The organism is Rothia uropygialis (assembly GCF_004137765.1).
Taxonomy (GTDB): domain Bacteria; phylum Actinomycetota; class Actinomycetes; order Actinomycetales; family Micrococcaceae; genus Rothia.
In genome coordinates this window covers 348,524-365,766 of sequence record NZ_NOIS01000004.1, presented here as the reverse complement: position 1 = coordinate 365,766, position 17,243 = coordinate 348,524, and the positions used below count along the sequence as shown (strand labels likewise).

General features: G+C 62.7%; 13 protein-coding genes. 9 read left to right on the top strand and 4 right to left on the bottom strand.

Annotation, left to right across the window (positions count from 1 at the left end; all coding sequences use genetic code 11):
- Positions 1-6: 6 nt before the first annotated feature.
- Genes EWV35_RS10935 through EWV35_RS10925 form a run of 3 tightly spaced genes read left to right on the top strand, consistent with a single transcriptional unit; the run spans position 7 to position 4,452 of the window.
- Complete coding sequence (locus tag EWV35_RS10935) at positions 7-1,047, top strand: agmatine deiminase family protein (protein ID WP_129661793.1); 1,041 nt, start codon at positions 7-9, stop codon at positions 1,045-1,047.
- Positions 1,044-2,768 carry an amidase gene (locus EWV35_RS10930; protein ID WP_129661791.1) on the top strand — a complete coding sequence of 575 codons (1,725 nt, stop codon included), beginning with the start codon at positions 1,044-1,046 and terminating at the stop codon, positions 2,766-2,768. The genes EWV35_RS10935 and EWV35_RS10930 overlap by 4 nt, the downstream gene beginning before the upstream one ends.
- A gap of 43 nt (positions 2,769-2,811) precedes the next feature.
- Positions 2,812-4,452, top strand: coding sequence for an APC family permease (locus EWV35_RS10925; protein WP_238654422.1), 1,641 nt, complete (start codon positions 2,812-2,814; stop codon positions 4,450-4,452).
- A 28-nt stretch (positions 4,453-4,480) separates the two neighbouring features.
- Here EWV35_RS10925 and EWV35_RS10920 read toward each other — a convergent pair whose 3' ends face one another.
- A complete protein-coding gene (locus EWV35_RS10920; RefSeq protein WP_238654452.1) occupies positions 4,481-5,188 on the bottom strand; it encodes a TetR/AcrR family transcriptional regulator in 708 nt (235 codons plus the stop codon).
- A gap of 142 nt (positions 5,189-5,330) precedes the next feature.
- Between EWV35_RS10920 and EWV35_RS10915 the strand changes: the two genes are divergently transcribed.
- The 6 genes from EWV35_RS10915 to EWV35_RS10890 all read left to right on the top strand — a co-directional run bounded on the left by EWV35_RS10915 (position 5,331) and on the right by EWV35_RS10890 (position 13,675).
- Positions 5,331-6,782, top strand: coding sequence for a flavin monoamine oxidase family protein (locus EWV35_RS10915; protein ID WP_129661787.1), 1,452 nt, complete (start codon positions 5,331-5,333; stop codon positions 6,780-6,782).
- A complete protein-coding gene (locus tag EWV35_RS10910; RefSeq protein ID WP_129661785.1) occupies positions 6,779-7,702 on the top strand; it encodes a universal stress protein in 924 nt (307 codons plus the stop codon). The genes EWV35_RS10915 and EWV35_RS10910 overlap by 4 nt, the downstream gene beginning before the upstream one ends.
- A gap of 79 nt (positions 7,703-7,781) precedes the next feature.
- Positions 7,782-9,257 carry an NAD-dependent succinate-semialdehyde dehydrogenase gene (locus EWV35_RS10905; RefSeq protein ID WP_129661783.1) on the top strand — a complete coding sequence of 492 codons (1,476 nt, stop codon included), beginning with the start codon at positions 7,782-7,784 and terminating at the stop codon, positions 9,255-9,257.
- Positions 9,258-9,312: 55 nt separating this feature from the next.
- A complete protein-coding gene (locus EWV35_RS10900; protein ID WP_129661781.1) occupies positions 9,313-10,743 on the top strand; it encodes a gamma-aminobutyraldehyde dehydrogenase in 1,431 nt (476 codons plus the stop codon).
- A 32-nt stretch (positions 10,744-10,775) separates the two neighbouring features.
- Positions 10,776-12,116 (top strand): 4-aminobutyrate--2-oxoglutarate transaminase, encoded by a 1,341-nt coding sequence (gene gabT / locus EWV35_RS10895; RefSeq protein WP_129661779.1) that lies wholly within the window; start codon positions 10,776-10,778, stop codon positions 12,114-12,116.
- Positions 12,117-12,208: 92 nt separating this feature from the next.
- Positions 12,209-13,675, top strand: coding sequence for an amino acid permease (locus tag EWV35_RS10890; RefSeq protein WP_129661778.1), 1,467 nt, complete (start codon positions 12,209-12,211; stop codon positions 13,673-13,675).
- Positions 13,676-13,786: 111 nt separating this feature from the next.
- Here EWV35_RS10890 and EWV35_RS10885 read toward each other — a convergent pair whose 3' ends face one another.
- The 3 genes from EWV35_RS10885 to EWV35_RS10875 form a co-directional block, all read right to left on the bottom strand.
- Complete coding sequence (locus EWV35_RS10885) at positions 13,787-14,611, bottom strand: hypothetical protein (RefSeq protein WP_129661776.1); 825 nt, start codon at positions 14,609-14,611, stop codon at positions 13,787-13,789.
- 86 nt (positions 14,612-14,697) lie between these two features.
- On the bottom strand, positions 14,698-15,282 hold the full coding sequence (locus tag EWV35_RS10880) for an arsenic metallochaperone ArsD family protein (protein ID WP_238654420.1): 585 nt from the start codon (positions 15,280-15,282) through the stop codon (positions 14,698-14,700).
- A 118-nt stretch (positions 15,283-15,400) separates the two neighbouring features.
- A complete protein-coding gene (locus tag EWV35_RS10875; protein ID WP_129661772.1) occupies positions 15,401-17,215 on the bottom strand; it encodes a GDSL-type esterase/lipase family protein in 1,815 nt (604 codons plus the stop codon).
- Positions 17,216-17,243: the final 28 nt, after the last annotated feature.

The window sequence follows — 17,243 nt, the reverse complement described above, 5'->3', positions numbered from 1 at the left end:
GGACTCATGGCCTGGAACATGCCGGCCGAGACGGCTCCCCACGAGCGGACCTGGATGGCCTTTCCGTGCAGCGGAGAAACGCTCGGTTCCTCGGAGACCCAACGGGAAGAAGGGTACGAAGCCTGGGCCGCGGTCGCACGGGCGATCGCCGAATTCGAACCCGTGACAATGGTCGCTGACCCCTCCGAAACTCAGCGCGCTCGGCGGATGCTGGGGGCCCACATTGACGTCGTCGAGGCGCCGGTGGACGAGTTCTGGATGCGCGACGTCGGACCGACTTTTGTCCAGGATGCCGAAGACCCGCAACGCCTCGGCGCGGTCGACTGGATCTTCAACGGGTGGGGTGCCCATGAGTGGGCTGAGTGGGAGAAATCCGCTGGCCTGGCCCGATTCGCGGCGGAAACCGCCGACGTCGAGCGCGTCTCGTCCGTTCTGGTCAACGAGGGCGGGGGAATCCACACTGACGGACAGGGAACTGTCCTCGCGACCGAAACCGTGCAGCTCGACCCCCGCCGCAATCCGTACGCGGATCGACAGCGCGTCGAGTCCGAATTCGCCCGGGCCCTGGGCGCACGGAAGGTCATCTGGCTTCCTCGGGGACTGACAAGGGATTATGACGACTTCGGAACCAACGGCCACGTGGATATCGTCGCGTGCTTTGCCTCCCCGGGAACCGTGCTCGTGCACTCTCAGGAAAATCCGGAGCACCCGGATCACGCCGTCTCGCAGGAAATCCGCCGCTCGCTCGAAGGGCAGAGAGACGCCGAAGGGCGCCCGCTGAACATCGTGAACGTTCCCGCGCCGAGCCGGATCAGCGACGATTTCGGGCCCGTGGACTGGAGTTACATCAACCATTACGTCGCCAATGGGGCCGTCATCGCGTGCTCCTTCGGGGATGGTCGCGCCGATGGGCGCGCACGTGAAATCCTCTCCGAGGCCTATCCCGGCAGAGACGTGGTGTCCGTCGAAGCGCGGCCGATCTTCGCCCGTGGCGGAGGAATCCACTGCATCACCCAACAGCAGCCCGCGGCGGGTGATCGGCCGTGACAAGAGTGGACGTCGTAGAAGCCAGCATCCGCGAACTTCGAGCGGCCATGGAGACGGGACAGGCCACGTGTGAGCAGATTCTCGACGAATATCTCGCCCGCATCGATGCCTATGACTCCGCGGGGCCCGGTCTGAACGCCGTCGTCGTGCGGAACCCGGAAGCCAGAGCGGAAGCACAGGCTTCCGACCGACGCCGTGCTCGCGGAGAGGCCCTGGGGCCGCTCGACGGAATCATCTACACGGCCAAGGACAGCTATCTCGTCAAGGGTCTGACCGCCGCGGCGGGGAGCCCCGCATTCGTCGATTTGGTCGCTCAGAAGGACGCCTTCACGATCGAGAGGCTCCGTGCCGCGGGAGCCATCTGCATCGGCCTGACCAATATGCCGCCGATGGCAAACGGGGGAATGCAGCGCGGCGTCTACGGTCGCGCCGAAAGCCCGTACAACGCCGCGTGGCTGACCTCGGCTTTCGGCTCGGGGTCCTCCAACGGCTCGGGGACCGCCACCGCGGCCAGTTTCGCGGCCTTCGGGCTAGGGGAGGAGACCTGGTCGAGCGGCCGGGCCCCCGCCTCATGCAATGCTCTTTTCGCCTATACGCCTTCCCGCGGAGTCATCTCAGTGCGAGGCAATTGGCCGCTTGTGCCCACGATGGACGTCGTGGTCCCGCATACTCGTACCGCCTCGGATCTCGTCGAGGTCCTTGACGTCATCGTCGCGGACGACCCCGATTCCCGTGGCGATTTCTGGCGGTCCCAGGACTGGGCCGGCATCCCCACATCCTCGAGCGTGCGGCCGGACTCCTACCTGCCTCTGGCCGCACGGAACGCGACCGAAGCGAAAGACCGCCTGAACGGCCTGACCCTGGGCGTTCCCCGGATGTACATCAATGCTGATCCCGAAGCGGGAACCGCCCGAGCGCCGGGAATCGGGGGCTCGACGGGCCGTCGGATCGAGACACGGGCGAGCGTCGTCGAACTGTGGCAGCAGGCAAGAGCAGATCTGGAGGAAGCCGGGGCGCGCGTCGTCGAGGTGGACTTCCCCGTGGTGAGCCGGTACGAGGGCGACCGCCCCGGAGCGCCCACAATTCGGACGCGTGGACTGGTCAAACCTGAGTACCTGGATCGCGAGATCCTGGATCTTTCCGCGTGGGCATGGGACGACTTCCTCCGCGCCAACGGGGACGAAGCGATCTCCGAACTCGCGGCCGTCGATGGCGAGACGATCTTTCCCCCGCCCGAGGGTGCCCTGCCGGACAGATACGACGGGTTCGACGACGACATTGCCGAATACCCCGCATTCATTCGCGAAAACCCCATTGATTCCTTCCGGGACATCCCCGAATTGGCGCAGGGGGTCGTGGGGCTCGAGGAAACGCGCCGAGTCGACCTGGAGAACTGGATGGAGGAGAGAGGCCTCGACGCCGTTCTGTTCCCCGCCATGGCCGATGTGGCCCCTGCAGATATGGATGTGGATCCGGGATCCGCGGACCTGGGCTGGCGCAACGGTGTGTGGGTAGCCAACGGAAACCTGGTCATGCGCCACCTGGGTATTCCGAGCGTCACCGTCCCCATGGGGACCATGCCGGATACCGGGATGCCCGTTGGGCTGACATTCGCTGGGCGCGCGTATTCGGACAACGATCTCCTGGGCATTGGTCTTGCCTTCGATGCTCTCGGCCCTCGCCGGACCGCTCCACCCCGAACGCCTCGACTTCAGGGCTGACCGCATCCTGGCGCGGAAGCGCCCCATCCATCATTCGAATCCAATGACTCACCAGGAGGAACTCATGTCCTCGTCCTCGCAGCGGAAAAAAGACCCCGGCCGTTCCGGTAGCTCCGGTGTCACCATCCACACGTCCACGTCGCCGATCGTCCAGCGTTCGGACTCCGCCGTCACCATTGTCGGGGAAGGCAAGAAGAAGCAAGCGAAAGGCCTGAGCGCCGCCAGTATTGGTCTGGTGGGCGCGACCGTCATCGGTGTCTCCACGATCGCTCCCGCCTACACGCTCTCCGGTGCGTTGGGGCCCACAGTCTCAGTCGTGGGTTTTCATCTGCCGGCGATCTTCTTGCTCGGCTTCATCCCGATGCTCCTCGTGGCCCTCGGATACCGGGAGCTCAACTCCGCAATGCCCGATTCCGGAACCACCTTCACTTGGGCTACCAAAGCGTTCGGCCCGTGGGTCGGATGGATGGGTGGCTGGGGGCTCTTGGCCTCGACCGTGCTGGTGCTATCCAATCTTGCGGGGATCGGCGTCGATTTCTTCTATCTGCTGTTGTCGCAGATTTTCCGCAACGATGCGATCGCCGACCTGACACGCAACGTCCCGCTCAACGTGGTGACGTGCCTGGTTTTCATGGCCGGTGCCTGTTTGATCTCTTACAGGGGAGTCGAGGAGACCAAGCGCTTCCAGATTTTTCTCGTGAGTTTTCAGCTGTTGATCCTGATCGGGTTCTCCGTCGTCGCAATCGTGCACGTCGTCAACGGAACCGCATTCGACGGGAATATGCCCAGCATCGAATGGTTCAACCCATTCGGTGTGGACTCCTTCTCGGCATTCTCCGCGGGTGTCTCTCTGTCGGTCTTCATCTATTGGGGCTGGGACACCGTGCTCACGCTCAATGAGGAGACCGAGGGCTCGGACAAGACGCCGGGCAGGGCGGCTCTGCTCGTCATAGCTATCGTCGTCGTGCTGTACCTTCTGGTTGCCTGTGCGACCCTCGCATATTCGGGCGTCGGGGACGGCGATTTGGGACTGACCAACGGGAACATCCAGGAAAATGTCTTCGCTGCCCTGGCAACCCCTGTTCTGGGCCCGCTCGGTATTCTCATGTCGATCGCGGTGCTCATGTCCTCGATTGCCTCTCTGCAGTCGACCATGGTTTCCCCGGCCCGCACCATGTTGTCCATGAGCTTCTATGGGGCCCTTCCCAAGGGGCTGTCCCGGATCCATCCGAAATTCCAGACACCCAGTACAGCAACCGTGACCTCGACCGTCGTCGCCGCCGTCTTCTACGCGATCATGCGATTCGTCTCCGAAGACGTCCTCTGGGATACGATTTCGGCTCTGGGCCTGATGGTGTGCTTCTACTACGGGCTGACGGCGCTCGCGTGCGTGTGGTACTTCCGCCGGTCTTCCCGGCGGTCCCTGCGGACTTTCTGTACCCAGCTTCTGGGGCCGTTGCTGGGTGGGATCCTTCTGCTGATTTTCTTCGTGCGCACGACGATCGATTCTTTCGACCCGTCGTACGGTTCCGGATCATCGCTGTTCGGAATCGGTCTGGTCTTCTACTTGGGCGCCGGCATGATCGTGCTGGGCCTCGTCGTCATGGTTGTGCTCTCGCGTCTGATTCCGTCCTTCTTCCGCGGTGAGATCGAAGTGGCTCCTGGGGCGGTGGACCGTGCGTAATGGGCATTTGCCCTTGCACACCGTTGATTCAGGCCACTGGGAGATGGGTTCGCAGGCGTTGCTCCAGACCGTCCAGGAGGCTCGGAAGCCCGAGGTCGAGAGCTTGCTCAGCGGCCATCGGGCCGCTGAGGTGCTCTCTGTCCTTCTGCAAGCGGGCCATGAGTGTGAACTCCGGGCTGAGCTTTCCCGGGTTGAAGATGTCTGCGGGAGCCGCGGCGTCCAGGGCCGTGCCGAGGAGGAAGGACTCGAGGGTTTCGATGACCCTCAGTATTTCGGCCTCGGGCCAGCCGGCCTTGAGGAACGCCTGTGCCACTGCTTCGTACATCGCCAGCGTCTGGGGTGCCTCGGCCACCGGGGTCAGGGCGAGCGTCGCGACGACGTATGGCTGAGCCGCGAACGCTTCGAAATAGGACCGTGCCCAGGCCTCCGTGGCCGAGCGCCACTCCGAGGCCGCCTCGGCCCTGCCTCCCGTGCTGTCCGTGCGGTTGCCGAGTTTTGCCAGTTCGGTGATGTCGATTCCGCGCACCACATCGTCCGAGATCTTGGCGAAGACCTCGTCTCGGGAGGCCACGTGGTTGTACAGCGACGAGACGGCGACTCCGAGCCGCTTGGCCAGCATGGTCATGGTGAAGCTCTCCCCGTGGGATTCCAGAAGTTCCCGCGCGGCGTGCACGATGTTCTTCGAGGTCAGGATCGTCTGGGCAGGCCTGCCAGGCCTTCTCGTAGCTTTTTCCATCACGCAGACGACATTACCCGCGCGCCGCTGCAACGCCCGACAGGCCTCTGGCGTGCGGCACACTTCACAAAATTCTTCTTCACCGTTACCATAAACGAAAGACATTCGTTTATTCACTCCCCACCTCACGAAAGGTCTGAACATGAGTGCCAACCCTCACAATCCTCAGCAATCCGAGTGGCCCGTCCGCGAGTCCGAGGTTGTCGTGATCGGTGCCGGACCCTCCGGCTTGGCCGCCGCAACTGAACTGCGCAAAGCGGGCAAAAGCGTAACGGTGCTCGAGGCTCGCGAGCGCGTGGGAGGACGCACGTGGTCGCAGGTCATCGACGGCGCGTTCCTCGAGATCGGCGGCCAATGGATTTCCCCGGACCAGACCGTGCTCACCGAATTGGTTGACGATCTAGGGCTCAAGACCTTTTCCCGGTACCGCGAGGGGGAGAACATCTACCGTTCCCCTAACGGCACCGTGACCCGGTACACGGGTGAGATGTTCCCGGTTTCCGCGGAAACCGAGCGCGAGATGGAGCGTCTGATCGAGATTCTCGACGGCCTGGCCACGGAGATCGGGCCGACCGAGCCGTGGGCTCACCCCAAGGCGCGCGAATTGGATACGATCTCCTTCCATCACTGGCTGCGCGAGCAGTCCTCGGACGAAGAAGCCTGCAACAACATTGGCCTGTTCATCGCGGGCGGCATGTTGACCAAGCCGTCTCACGCTTTCTCCGCGCTCCAAGCTGTCCTCATGGCTGCCTCTGCCGGGTCCTTCTCGCACCTCGTGGACGAGGACTTCATCCTCGACAAGCGCGTCCTCGGCGGAATGCAGTCCGTTTCTCTTGCCCTTGCCGAACGGCTGGGCAGCGACGTCATCACGGGGCATCCCGTGCGCGTCCTTCGGTGGCAGGAAGAGGACCCCGAATACCCGGTTCTGGTGGAGGCGGAAGAGTTCTCGGAAGACGGCCGGGCCAGTGGTTCGGGCGTCATTGTGCGGGCGAAGCGGGCCATCGTTGCGGTTCCGCCGAACCTATACAGCCGCATCTCCTACGTCCCGGCCTTGCCTCGACGCCAGCATCAGCTGCACCAGCACCAGTCCCTGGGCCTGGTCATCAAGGTTCACGCGGTGTACGAGACGCCTTTCTGGCGGGAAAAGGGCCTGTCCGGTACGGCGTTCGCCGCGAACTCGTTGGTCCAGGAGATCTACGACAACACCAACTACGACCCCGAAACCGGCAAGGAAGAATCCCGCGGAACGCTCGTCGGTTTCGTCTCCGACGAGAACGCTGACCGCATGTTCGAGATCTCGGCGGAAGAGCGCAAGGAAGCCATCCTGGCCGCGATGGCCGAATTGCTGGGCGAAGAAGCCAAGAATCCCGTGGTCTACTACGAGTCAGACTGGGGCGCCGAGGAATGGACCCGCGGAGCCTACGCGGCCAGCTACGACCTGGGTGGTCTCCACCGGTACGGCAAGGACCAGGGTGAGCCCGTGGGACCGATCCACTGGTCCTGCTCGGATATTGCCGCCGAGGGGTATCAGCACGTGGACGGAGCAATTCGTATGGGTCTGAAGACAGCTGCGGATATTGTGGACTCACTATGAGATACATCGTTGGTTATTCCGCAAACCGCCGCGGTAGGGAAGCTCTGAACCTGGGCGTCGCGTTGGGTCGCTCAATGGGTGCCGAACTCGACGTGGTTCTCGTTCTGAAAGCCGAGGATGCGTATGCCGGGGCCCTGCGCGGACCCGGCAATTACGCCGACCTCGTCAAGAACCAGGCCAAGGAGTGGCTCCAGGAGGCCGCGGAAATGGTTCCGGACGACGTCGTCGCCAGATACCACATTCGCCGTTCAGTGAACGCCGCGACCGGTCTGATGGAAATGGCCGAGGTCGTCAATGCCGGTGCCATAGTCGTCGGAAGCTCTTCGAAGAGCTCCTGGCTGTGGCACGGCATTGGCTCCGTCGACAACGCGTTGCTGCACCGTGCCGCATTGCCCGTCATTATTGCGCCTCGTAATTACGAGAATTCCGCGTCGATCACCTCGATCGACTGTGCGGTGAGTCCCAAATACGACTCGATCGGTTTGGTTGAGGAAGCCATTGCGACGCTCAATCGGACCGGAATCCCCGTGCGATTGGTGTGCATGGTGGATGGTTCTGCGGAAGACGACGAGGGTCGGGTGCAGGAAGCCGTCGAGGGGTTGGTTGCCGACTCCAGCGTCAGGCCGGATGAGCCCGAAAAGCTACGGGTCGTCGTCGGACACGGCCGAGGAATATCGGAAGCCGTCGAATCTCTCGATTGGGAGCAGGGCGCGGTCCTCATGGCCGGATCCTCCAAGCTGGCCCAAAAGGGAGAGCTTTTCCTCTCCACGACTACGTCGAAGATCCTGTCGAAGCTGCCCATTCCCATCGTCGTGGTGCCGCGGGACTACCACCCCGGACGGTACGGTTCCGAGGCCCAGCCCTGGACAGGTCAGCTCAAAGCGGTGAATCCGCAACAGTCCCGGAACGGCGGGAACTGAGGGGCATGAAACAAAAATTGAGTATTGGTTAACTACGGTAGACTTCGTGCCGTAGGACACGTGAAAGAGGTGTGGTTCCATGGCCATCGATATTGATCAGTTATTGGCCCAAGTTCCCACAGGATTATTGATCGGTGGCCAGTGGCGCGAAGCGTCTGACGGTTCCACGTACGAGGTCGATAACCCCGCAACCGGCGAGACGATCGCAACCCTCGCGTCCGGTACGAGCGATGATGCCCGTGCCGCGATGGACGCAGCGTGCGCAGTCCAGGCCGAATGGGCCGCGACGCCCGCTCGTGAGCGCTCGAATATCCTCCGTCGTGCTTTTGACCTGGTTCAGGAGCGCAAGGAGGAGTTCGCGACTCTCATGACCCTTGAAATGGGTAAGCCATTGCCCGAGGCACGTGGTGAGGTCGCCTACGGCGGCGAGTTCCTTCGGTGGTTCTCCGAGGAGGCCGTGCGCGATTACGGCCGGTACGCGCCAACTCCGGAAGGAAACCTCCGGATGCTAACCGTCCGCAAGCCGGTTGGGCCCTGTTTACTCATTACGCCGTGGAATTTCCCCTTGGCGATGGGCACTCGCAAGGTTTCCCCGGCCGTGGCAGCGGGCTGCACGATGGTGCTCAAGCCTGCCCGGCTAACCCCTTTGACCAGCCAATACTTTGCCAAAACCATGATCGACGCGGGCCTTCCCGCAGGTGTCCTCAATGTGGTTTCCGGAGCCTCGGCGTCGACGATCTCCAATCCGATCATGGAAGATCCGCGTTTGCGCAAGGTATCTTTCACCGGGTCCACCCCGGTCGGCAAACAGCTGATGGTCAAAGCCGCAGACAATGTTCTGCGCACGTCCATGGAGCTCGGGGGGAATGCCCCGTTCCTCGTCTTCGAAGACGCAGACATCGACGATGCCGTCCAAGGCGCGATGGGCGCAAAGATGCGCAATATCGGGGAGGCCTGCACCGCGGCGAACCGGTTCATCGTCCATGAGTCCGTGGCCGAGGAATTCGGAAAGAAATTCGCCGAGAAAATCAGTGCCCTCAAGGTCGGAAACGGTCTCGAAGACGGAGTCACCTGTGGCCCCCTCGTCGAGAAGAAGGCCCAGGAATCCGTGACGGCACTGGTGGAAGATGCGACCCAGCGCGGAGCCCGCATTCTGGTCGGCGGAAAACCTGGCGAGGGCGCGGGATACTTCTTTGAACCCACGGTCTTGGTGGATGTGCCGCGGGACGCCCGGGTCATCCAGGAAGAGATCTTCGGACCGGTGGCCCCGATCATTACCTTCTCGACGGAAGAGGAGGCATATGAGTTGGCCAACGACACCGAATACGGCCTCGCGTCTTACGTGTATACGCAGGATACTTCGCGCATGTTCCGCGTTTCGGATCACCTCGAGTACGGCCTCATGGGCTTCAATGCAGGAGTCATCTCGAATGCTGCCGCACCGTTCGGCGGTGTCAAACAGTCCGGACTGGGACGTGAAGGCGGGGCCGAAGGCATCGCCGAATACACGACGACCCAGTACATCGGCATCAAGGATCCCTACGCCGGTCGGTAACGGCGACGGAGCCTGATCCGACCCTGAAAGCACACCCCAACAAGAAGGAGCCGACATGGTCAACCGCCTTAAGAACTTCATCAACGGAGAATTCGTCGAGTCTTCCTCGACGGATGTGCTCGATATCGTCAGCCCGGTCACGGGCGAAAAGGTCGCCGAATCGCCGATTTCCACGTCGGAAGAGATCGACGCAGCTTTCGCTGCTGCTTCGGAAGCGTTCAAGAGCTTCAAACGCACCACTCCGTCCGATCGCCAGAAGATGCTCCTGGACCTCGCCGATGCGATGGAGGCCAACGCCGACCGCCTTGCCGATGCGCAGTACCGCAATACCGGCCAGCCCCGTGAGGCGATCAAGTCCGAGGAAATCGTCGGCGGTGCGGACCAGTTCCGGTTCTTCGCCGGAGCGGCCCGTACGCTCGAGGGCAAAGGTGCCAGCGAGTACGTCGAGGACCACACCTCGTACATCCGGCGCGAGCCGATCGGCGTGGTCGCGCAGGTGACCCCGTGGAATTACCCGCTGGACATGGCCGTGTGGAAACTCGGACCTGCCCTGGCCGCGGGCAACACCGTCGTGCTCAAGCCCTCGGACACCACTCCTGAGTCAACGCTCGTCCTCGCGGAGCTGATCTCGGAGATTTTCCCCGCAGGGGTCGTGAACATTGTCCTGGGCGACGGCAAGGTCGGTGCCCAACTGGTCTCGCACAAGACCCCGCAACTCGTGGCCATCACGGGTTCCGTCCGTGCGGGGCGTTCCGTCGCGGAGTCCGCGGCCAAGGATCTGAAACTGACTCACCTCGAGTTGGGCGGCAAGGCCCCGGCCATCGTGTTCGCCGACGCCGACCTCGAGCGCACCGCGCAGATGCTGACCGAATTCGGATACTTCAACGCCGGTCAGGACTGCACCGCCGTCACGCGGGTTCTCGTCGAGGAATCTGCGGCCGAGGAATTCACTCGGCTCCTGGTCAAGGCAGCCAAGGCCACCAAGACCGGCTCCGAGAACGACGCCGAAAACTATTACGGTCCTTTGAACAACGTCAATCACTTCGACACGGTGATGGGCAAATTGCAGAACCTGCCCGACCACGCAACCGTCGAATGCGGTGGTCGGCAGCTCGGCGACAAGGGGTTCTTCATCGAGCCGACCGTGATCTCGGGCGTGCACCAAGACGACCCGATCGTTCAGGAGGAAACTTTCGCGCCCGTCCTGACGGTGCAGACCTTCTCGAGCGAGGAGGAAGCCTTGGAACTGGCCAACGACGTCGATTACGCTCTGGCCTCCTCCGTGTGGACCAGCAATCACGGTACGGCCATGCGTGTTTCCCGTGACTTGGATTTCGGTTGCGTGTGGGTCAATACCCACGTCGTGCTCGCCGCCGAAATGCCGCACGGCGGATTCAAGGATTCCGGCCACGGCAAGGATTTGTCCTTGTACGCGGTCGAGGAGTACACCCGTGTCAAGCACGTCATGCATGACATCAGCGCTTAATCATTCCCCCTCGTCAAAAGGATCATCCACTTATGACTGAAATCAGCTACCGGCTCCCGCAGGAAATTCGCCTCACGGGTGAATTCCCCGGACCCAAGTCCAAAGAACTTGCCGAGCGCCGCTCCAAGGTCGTTCCGGGAGGCGTGGCCTCTTCCGTCCCCGTGTACGCTGCGGATGCGGACGGAGGCGTGATCGTCGACGTCGACGGCAATTCGATTGTTGACCTCGGGTCGGGAATCGCGGTGACGTCCGTGGGCGCCTCGGCTCCCAAGGTCGTGAAAGCCGTGCAGGAGGCGGCCGAGCACTTCACTCACACCTGCTTCATGGTTACTCCTTACGAGGGGTACGTGGCTGTGGCCGAGAAACTCGCCGAAGTAACCCCGGGCGATTTCGAGAAGCGCTCCGTGCTGTTCAACTCGGGTGCCGAGGCCGTTGAAAATGCGGTCAAGGTGGCTCGCGCTGCGACCGGCCGTAACGCCGTCGTCGTATTCGACCATGCGTATCACGGCCGGACCAACCTCACGATGGCGCTGACCGCCAAGGCCGCGCCGTACAAGCGCGGATTCGGTCCTTTCGCCTCCGAGGTATATCGCGTGCCGATGAGCTACCCCTATCGCGAGCCTGCCGAGATCGACGGCAAGGAAGCCGCAGAGCGCGCGATCTCGCAGATCGAGAAGCAGATCGGCGGCCAGGATGTGGCCGCGATCCTGATCGAGCCGATTCAGGGTGAAGGCGGGTTCATTGTTCCCGCCGAGGGATTCCTGCCCCGTTTGTCCGAGTGGGCTCGCGAAAACGGCGTTGTCTTCATCGCCGACGAGGTTCAGGCGGGTTTCTGCCGCACAGGCAAATGGTTCGCCGTGGACCACGAGGGAGTTCAGCCGGACCTGATCACCCTGGCCAAAGGCATCGCCGGCGGTATGCCGCTTTCTGCCGTGACCGGTCGCGCCGACCTGCTCGACTCCGTAGGCCCCGGTGGTTTGGGAGGCACCTACGGTGGCAACCCGGTCGCTTGCGCCGCGGCCCTGGCCTCGATCGAAACCATGGAGGAGTGGAACCTCAACGACCGGGCCGTGGCGATCGAAAAGGCGATCCGCTCCGCGCTCGAACCGTTGGTCGATGAGCTCGACATCGTGGGCGAGGTGCGCGGTCGTGGCGCCATGATGGCCATCGAGTTCGTGGCGGACTCGGGTTCGAAGAAACCCCACCCCTCCGCCGCGAAGGACGTCGCCGCATACTGCCTCGAGCGCGGCGTCGCCATCCTGACCTGCGGAACCTACGGCAACATCGTTCGTCTGCTCCCGTCGCTTTCCATCAGCGACGAGCTGCTCGACGAGGCGCTGGGGATCCTGGTCGAAGGTATTCGTTCGGTCTAGTTCCGAACCGTCACGTGCGAGCTCGGTGCTCGGTCCATGGTGAAATGGGCCGAGCACCGCTTCATGATCACTCAAAGAAAGCCAACCAAGCCATGAGTCACTCACCCTACGACGACCGGGTATCGCCCCAGACATCCATGGGCTCGACGGTCCATCACGGCAAAACATCACGCGGTTCGAACGGTCCCGACGCCGCATCCTCTCCGCGCAAGCTGCGTTCTCGGCACGTCACCATGATCACTCTCGGAGGGATCATCGGCGCGAGCTTGTTCGTCGGGTCAGGAAACGTGATCCGGGCCGTCGGGCCCGCTTCCGTGCTGTCTTATCTCATCGGCGGGCTCCTGGTGTTCTTGGCGATGAGGATGCTCGGGGAAATGGCTGCCGCCCGTCCCGCAATCGGTTCGTTCATGGAATACGCCCGAGAAGGGCTGGGCGATTGGGCGGCGTACCTGGTCGGCTGGTTGTACTGGTATTTCTGGGTGGGGGTTCTCGCCTATGAATCAGTGCTCGGCGGCGAAACCCTTCACGGTTGGTTCCCTGCCGTACCTGCCTGGGCGGCCTCGTTCTTCCTGTTGGCATTGTTCGTAGGAACCAACTTGATCTCGGTGCGAACCTTCGGCGAGGTCGAATTCTGGCTCGCGAGCATCAAAGTCATCGCGATCGTGGTGTTCCTGGGCGTCGGAGTGCTGTTCGCCTTCGGGTTGTGGCCGCATGCCGAGTTCTCCGTCGGCAACCTGTGGGAGCACGGCGGTTTTGCGCCCCATGGGTACGGAGCGGCACTGACCGGCGTAGCCCTGGTGATTTTCTCCTACTTCGGAACCGAGATTGCTGTAATGGCGGCGGCCGAGTCCGAGGACCCGGCCAAGGGTATCCGCCAAGCAACCTCGACCGTCATTTGGCGCATCCTGTTGTTCTTTGTCGGTGCGGTCCTGGTGATTACCACCGTGATCCCGTGGAACGAGCTGCCTGCTCCGACCGACGTGACGCAGGCGCCGTTCACGATCGCGTTCGCCAAGTTCGGTGTTCCGGGCGCAGCCCTGGTCATGCAGCTGATCATATTCACGGCCGTGCTCTCCGTGCTGAACTCGGGTCTGTATTCCGCGTCCCGAATGTTTGCGGCCCTCGCGGACCAAGGATTTGCCCCGAGAGCGATTACGGCGCGTTCCCGTCATGGTGTTCCGTACATGGCTCTTCTTGCTTCAACGGTGGGCGGGGTGGTGGCCACCATCGTGAATTTCGCGGCACCCGAATCGGGCGTTTTCGACTTCATCATGAACTCCGCTGGCCTCGTGGCGTTGTTCGTCTACGTATTCATCGCCCTGACGCAGCTGAATCTGCGTCGAAAAATGACCCAGGAAGAACGGGACGGCCTGAAGCTCAAGGTGTGGCTGCATCCCGTGTTGAATTACGTGCTCTTCGCTGGCGTCGCCTTCGTCCTGACCGTCATGCTGACCACGGCCGACGGCCGGACCCAGGTGTGGACAAGCCTGATCGCGGTCGTCATCCTGGTTCTGTTCTGGCCCGTGGTGCGTCGAGGACTCAAGCAACGACGCGCCTGACCCGAAAGGGGCAGGTCCGCGTTTGCTTCGACGACGTGGCGATTGCGCACCGCATTGTGCGATCAAGCGGGGCGCAATCGCCACGTCATGCCTTTACTGGAACCGGTCGGCCTATGACCAGCTTTTCGTGTTGGAGCCTTTGGACAAGCGCCACGCGTAGTACGCGGCCCAGCCCGCATTGAGGACCAGAGGGCCGACGGCCTTGGTCAACCGCGGAGCAATCGAATGCGAGATGCTCCCGAGTACGGCGACGCCGTTGGTGACGATCCCAATCCGCGTCATGCGGCTCGCGGCGGACCAGAACAGGAACTCGCCCATTGGGGCTTGTTGGATGCCCAAAGCGCTGGCGTGAACCTTGTACGGGAGATCTTCGACCGCGCCCGACGCCAATGCCCGAGCGCCGTCTTCTTTGACTTCGGCGTTCGCGTGGCGAAGAGTCTCTGCGGAAATGCCGGGGATGCGCAGCAACCGTTGGGCATTCTCGCGCTTTCCGACCTCTTGAGCGATTCTGTACGTGCAGACCCCTCCCGCGAGGGTGCCGGCGAGGGCGCCCCACGTGATGGCGCCGCCCCGGGCCAGATTCTTGAGGGCGACATTGGACGTCCACACCTCTGGGGAAATACACCACACCGTCGCATCCGCGAAGCCCCAAGCGAAAGCGATGGTCGAATCGCGGAAGAACCCTCCCGTCTTCCGGGCCGGGCGCTTGTCCGACCCATCGTGCCGGCGGGTATCAGTCGTGGGGTTGGGCCCTCGGCTCCGGCCTGCGGTGACGGCCGAACTGGGAGCAACCCGTCCCGCCCGATTCCGGCCGCGTCGCGCGGTTCCGCCACGCTTGCGCTCGCGCGCCTGGGACTGACGTTTCTTCTTTTCTTCGGGCGACAGCGAGAGCTGCCATTCCGGACGACGATTGTTCTTGTTCGGGAAGAACTTCATGGTCACTCCTTCAAGTCGATGTTTTGCCCCACACTACTTGGCCCACCTCGTCGGCTCAGGGGTAGCACTCTGTGGACACCGACGGTTTAGTGGCCACCGCACCCGCAGGATCCGCCGCAACAACCGCCTGAGGCGTGCTCAGCGCCCGCGGAATCGGCGGTGGTCGATGTCGGTACCCCGTCGCCGATGTCTCCGCCCATGAGGTTGCGCCGGGCGCCCATATCGGGGCCGCCCCGAGGGGTTTCGGGGACTCCGGCCAGAACAGCAGCAAAACCCGCTGGGGCGGGTTTCTCCGAGGGCTGCCCGCCGCCGGGAACCTGGCGGCCGCCTGGGCCGCATGCGGCCGCGGCGGCGCTGAAACGTGGGTCCTTGCGCTTGGGCTCCTGAGCTTTCGCGAACCTGCGCATCTGCTCGGACGTTGGGTACATCCAGGAAGCCACGATCTGTGGTCCCAGAAGGGTGATGGGCAGGACCATGTCCCCGGATGCCTCGAGCATGTCCGCCACGTGTTCGCATTCTTCGAAGGCCCATTCGTCCTCGCCACGGACGTACACCGTGATCGGGTACCCTTGTTCCGCGAGTTCGGCCGCCGCGTCGAGGAACTCTTCGCGTTCAGTCTCCTCGGGGCCCCCAGCCGGGATGAAGACCTCGACCTCGGTCAGGTCCGACATGTTCTCCTCCATCTACGATTCGATCCCATCATTCCGTGCAAACAGGCTGAATGCCACCGCTGTTCGCACGGCGTCCATCTTTCGCATTGGGGCCGATGGAGTCAATGAGCTCATGCATCTAACGGATTGCCTTCCGGAATTGTTCCGTGAAGGGACCGGCCATGTGATCATGACCGGCGTCCGTGAAGTGGATATGGTCTGCCGAGAGCAACGGAGCACCCTGGTAGATGGTGGTCCACCCCTTCAGGGGGAGGAATCGGATCTTCTCGGACTCGGCAACTTGTTCGTAGACGCGGGACAGCTCATCCCTGCTCCTGTGCTCCGGAACGTCTTCGGTCACGATGCCGCTGAGGACGACCGTCGAGCGGGGGTACAGCTCCTTCAACTTGTGAACTGTCCGGGTGGCGTCACGTCTGACGCGTTCGTTGTCTCGCACGTAGACGTCGTTCCCGGAGCCTTGGAGGTAAATGACCTCCGGGTCCCCGAGGGGAAGAGTCCAATAATTGTCCAGGACGCCGCCGGAATAACTCCCCGATGGTTGTTTTCGAGTGAAACCAATGCTCGGGTATGCGGTTTGGCTCGCCTCGACCGTGAACCCGGCCCTGGAAATGCCCTGCCGGATCCAGCTGTTCTCCGGAGCGACCTGGGAATCGCCGAATACCAGTGCGTCACCGGTTCCCAAGGTTCTGTCCACTCGGCGCACCAGGTCATGGTCGACGTCGAAGGCCAGCGCGTCATGTTGGAACGCTGTTCGGCGAGTATCGCCGTCCCCGGAATGACTGTGCGGCAGGCCGTGCGGGTTCGGATTGGCGGACCAGACGTCGAAGACCCGTTTGGACAGGGCGACGCCCCCGTAACGGTCCGAATACACCATGACCGCACGCTCGTACTGCTTCGAATAGGTATCCAGAGCGCTCTTGGCCGCAGCCCCGAGCGCTCGCCCGAGCCCGAGGGCGGAGGCTTCGGCGTCCATGGTCTTGCTGATCCCGTCGGGCTGGACTTGCTCATAGGTCCGGAACGTGACGGAGTCGTTCTCGTACTTCCGGGCGATACCGCCCTGGAAATTCTGCTGGATCCCAAATGGGGTCGAGTGCTCGTCCGAGGTGGGATAACCCCATCGACCTCCTTCCCCTCCATCCTCGTCCCAGGCTTGTTGGATGGTATTCGAGGCGACCGTCCACGTACCGGTTGCCGGGGAGGAATACGTCCGGCCGCCTTGGAATTCCTGGTACCTGCCCCCGTAGGGCAGGTTGCTGAACACCTCCGAGGTTGGGAGTCCCAAAGAGCCGCCAGCGGCTCCCAGCTCCGTCCACTTCTTGCCGATCGCGCCGGTGGTCTCGACGGCGTGCGCCCCGGTCGAGCTACTCCATGCGACCAAGTACTGCTTGTCGTCCGCCTGGTTCCAAAAGGTTTGTGTTGTCCCGGAGTCCCCGGCCGGTTCTTCCGCCGAGACCGGAATCCCGAGTCGCCCTTCCGCGCTGTGCTCGCCGTCGTAGAACTTGCGAATGGCATCCGAAGTCAGGACCTGAATGCCATGGGTAGAAGACCATGCGATCTCGGCGTGGTCGAAGCTCTGAATGCAGGTCCCGCGGTGCGGGCAGCGCTCCGGCCCTCGGGGGTAGCCATACCGGCCCGCATGGCCCCCGTGCTGGTTGTAGAACTCAGAGATTTGCCCTTCCCGGACATGAGCCGCGCCGGCGGTGGGAGACCAATAGATGCGGCCATGGTCGAATTCTTGGAAGCATCCGCCCTCCGCCTGATCGCACTCTTGAGGTTTGAGCGGATGGCCGAGCTCATTCTGTACGGACTCCGAGGAGTGGTAATAATCGCCGATCGCTCCTCGCAGATCGGGCCCCTGAGGCGAGCACGCGGTCAGAGACAATGCCGTGGAGAGAATGAGTGCCCCAGTTACACGATTCAGTTTTCCGCCCAATGAGATGTTCTTTCGTGAAAGGAAAAGA

Excerpts from the sequence above, each read along its gene's own strand:
- EWV35_RS10935 (WP_129661793.1), top strand. The coding sequence starts at position 7 with ATGGCCTGGAACATGCCGGCCGAGACGGCTCCCCACGAGCGGACCTGG.
- EWV35_RS10925 (WP_238654422.1), top strand. The coding sequence starts at position 2,812 with ATGACTCACCAGGAGGAACTCATGTCCTCGTCCTCGCAGCGGAAAAAA.
- EWV35_RS10920 (WP_238654452.1), bottom strand. The coding sequence starts at position 5,188 with ATGGAAAAAGCTACGAGAAGGCCTGGCAGGCCTGCCCAGACGATCCTG.
- EWV35_RS10915 (WP_129661787.1), top strand. The coding sequence starts at position 5,331 with ATGAGTGCCAACCCTCACAATCCTCAGCAATCCGAGTGGCCCGTCCGC.
- EWV35_RS10910 (WP_129661785.1), top strand. The coding sequence starts at position 6,779 with ATGAGATACATCGTTGGTTATTCCGCAAACCGCCGCGGTAGGGAAGCT.
- EWV35_RS10905 (WP_129661783.1), top strand. The coding sequence starts at position 7,782 with ATGGCCATCGATATTGATCAGTTATTGGCCCAAGTTCCCACAGGATTA.
- EWV35_RS10900 (WP_129661781.1), top strand. The coding sequence starts at position 9,313 with ATGGTCAACCGCCTTAAGAACTTCATCAACGGAGAATTCGTCGAGTCT.
- gabT (WP_129661779.1), top strand. The coding sequence starts at position 10,776 with ATGACTGAAATCAGCTACCGGCTCCCGCAGGAAATTCGCCTCACGGGT.
- EWV35_RS10890 (WP_129661778.1), top strand. The coding sequence starts at position 12,209 with ATGAGTCACTCACCCTACGACGACCGGGTATCGCCCCAGACATCCATG.
- EWV35_RS10885 (WP_129661776.1), bottom strand. The coding sequence starts at position 14,611 with ATGAAGTTCTTCCCGAACAAGAACAATCGTCGTCCGGAATGGCAGCTC.
- EWV35_RS10880 (WP_238654420.1), bottom strand. The coding sequence starts at position 15,282 with ATGTCGGACCTGACCGAGGTCGAGGTCTTCATCCCGGCTGGGGGCCCC.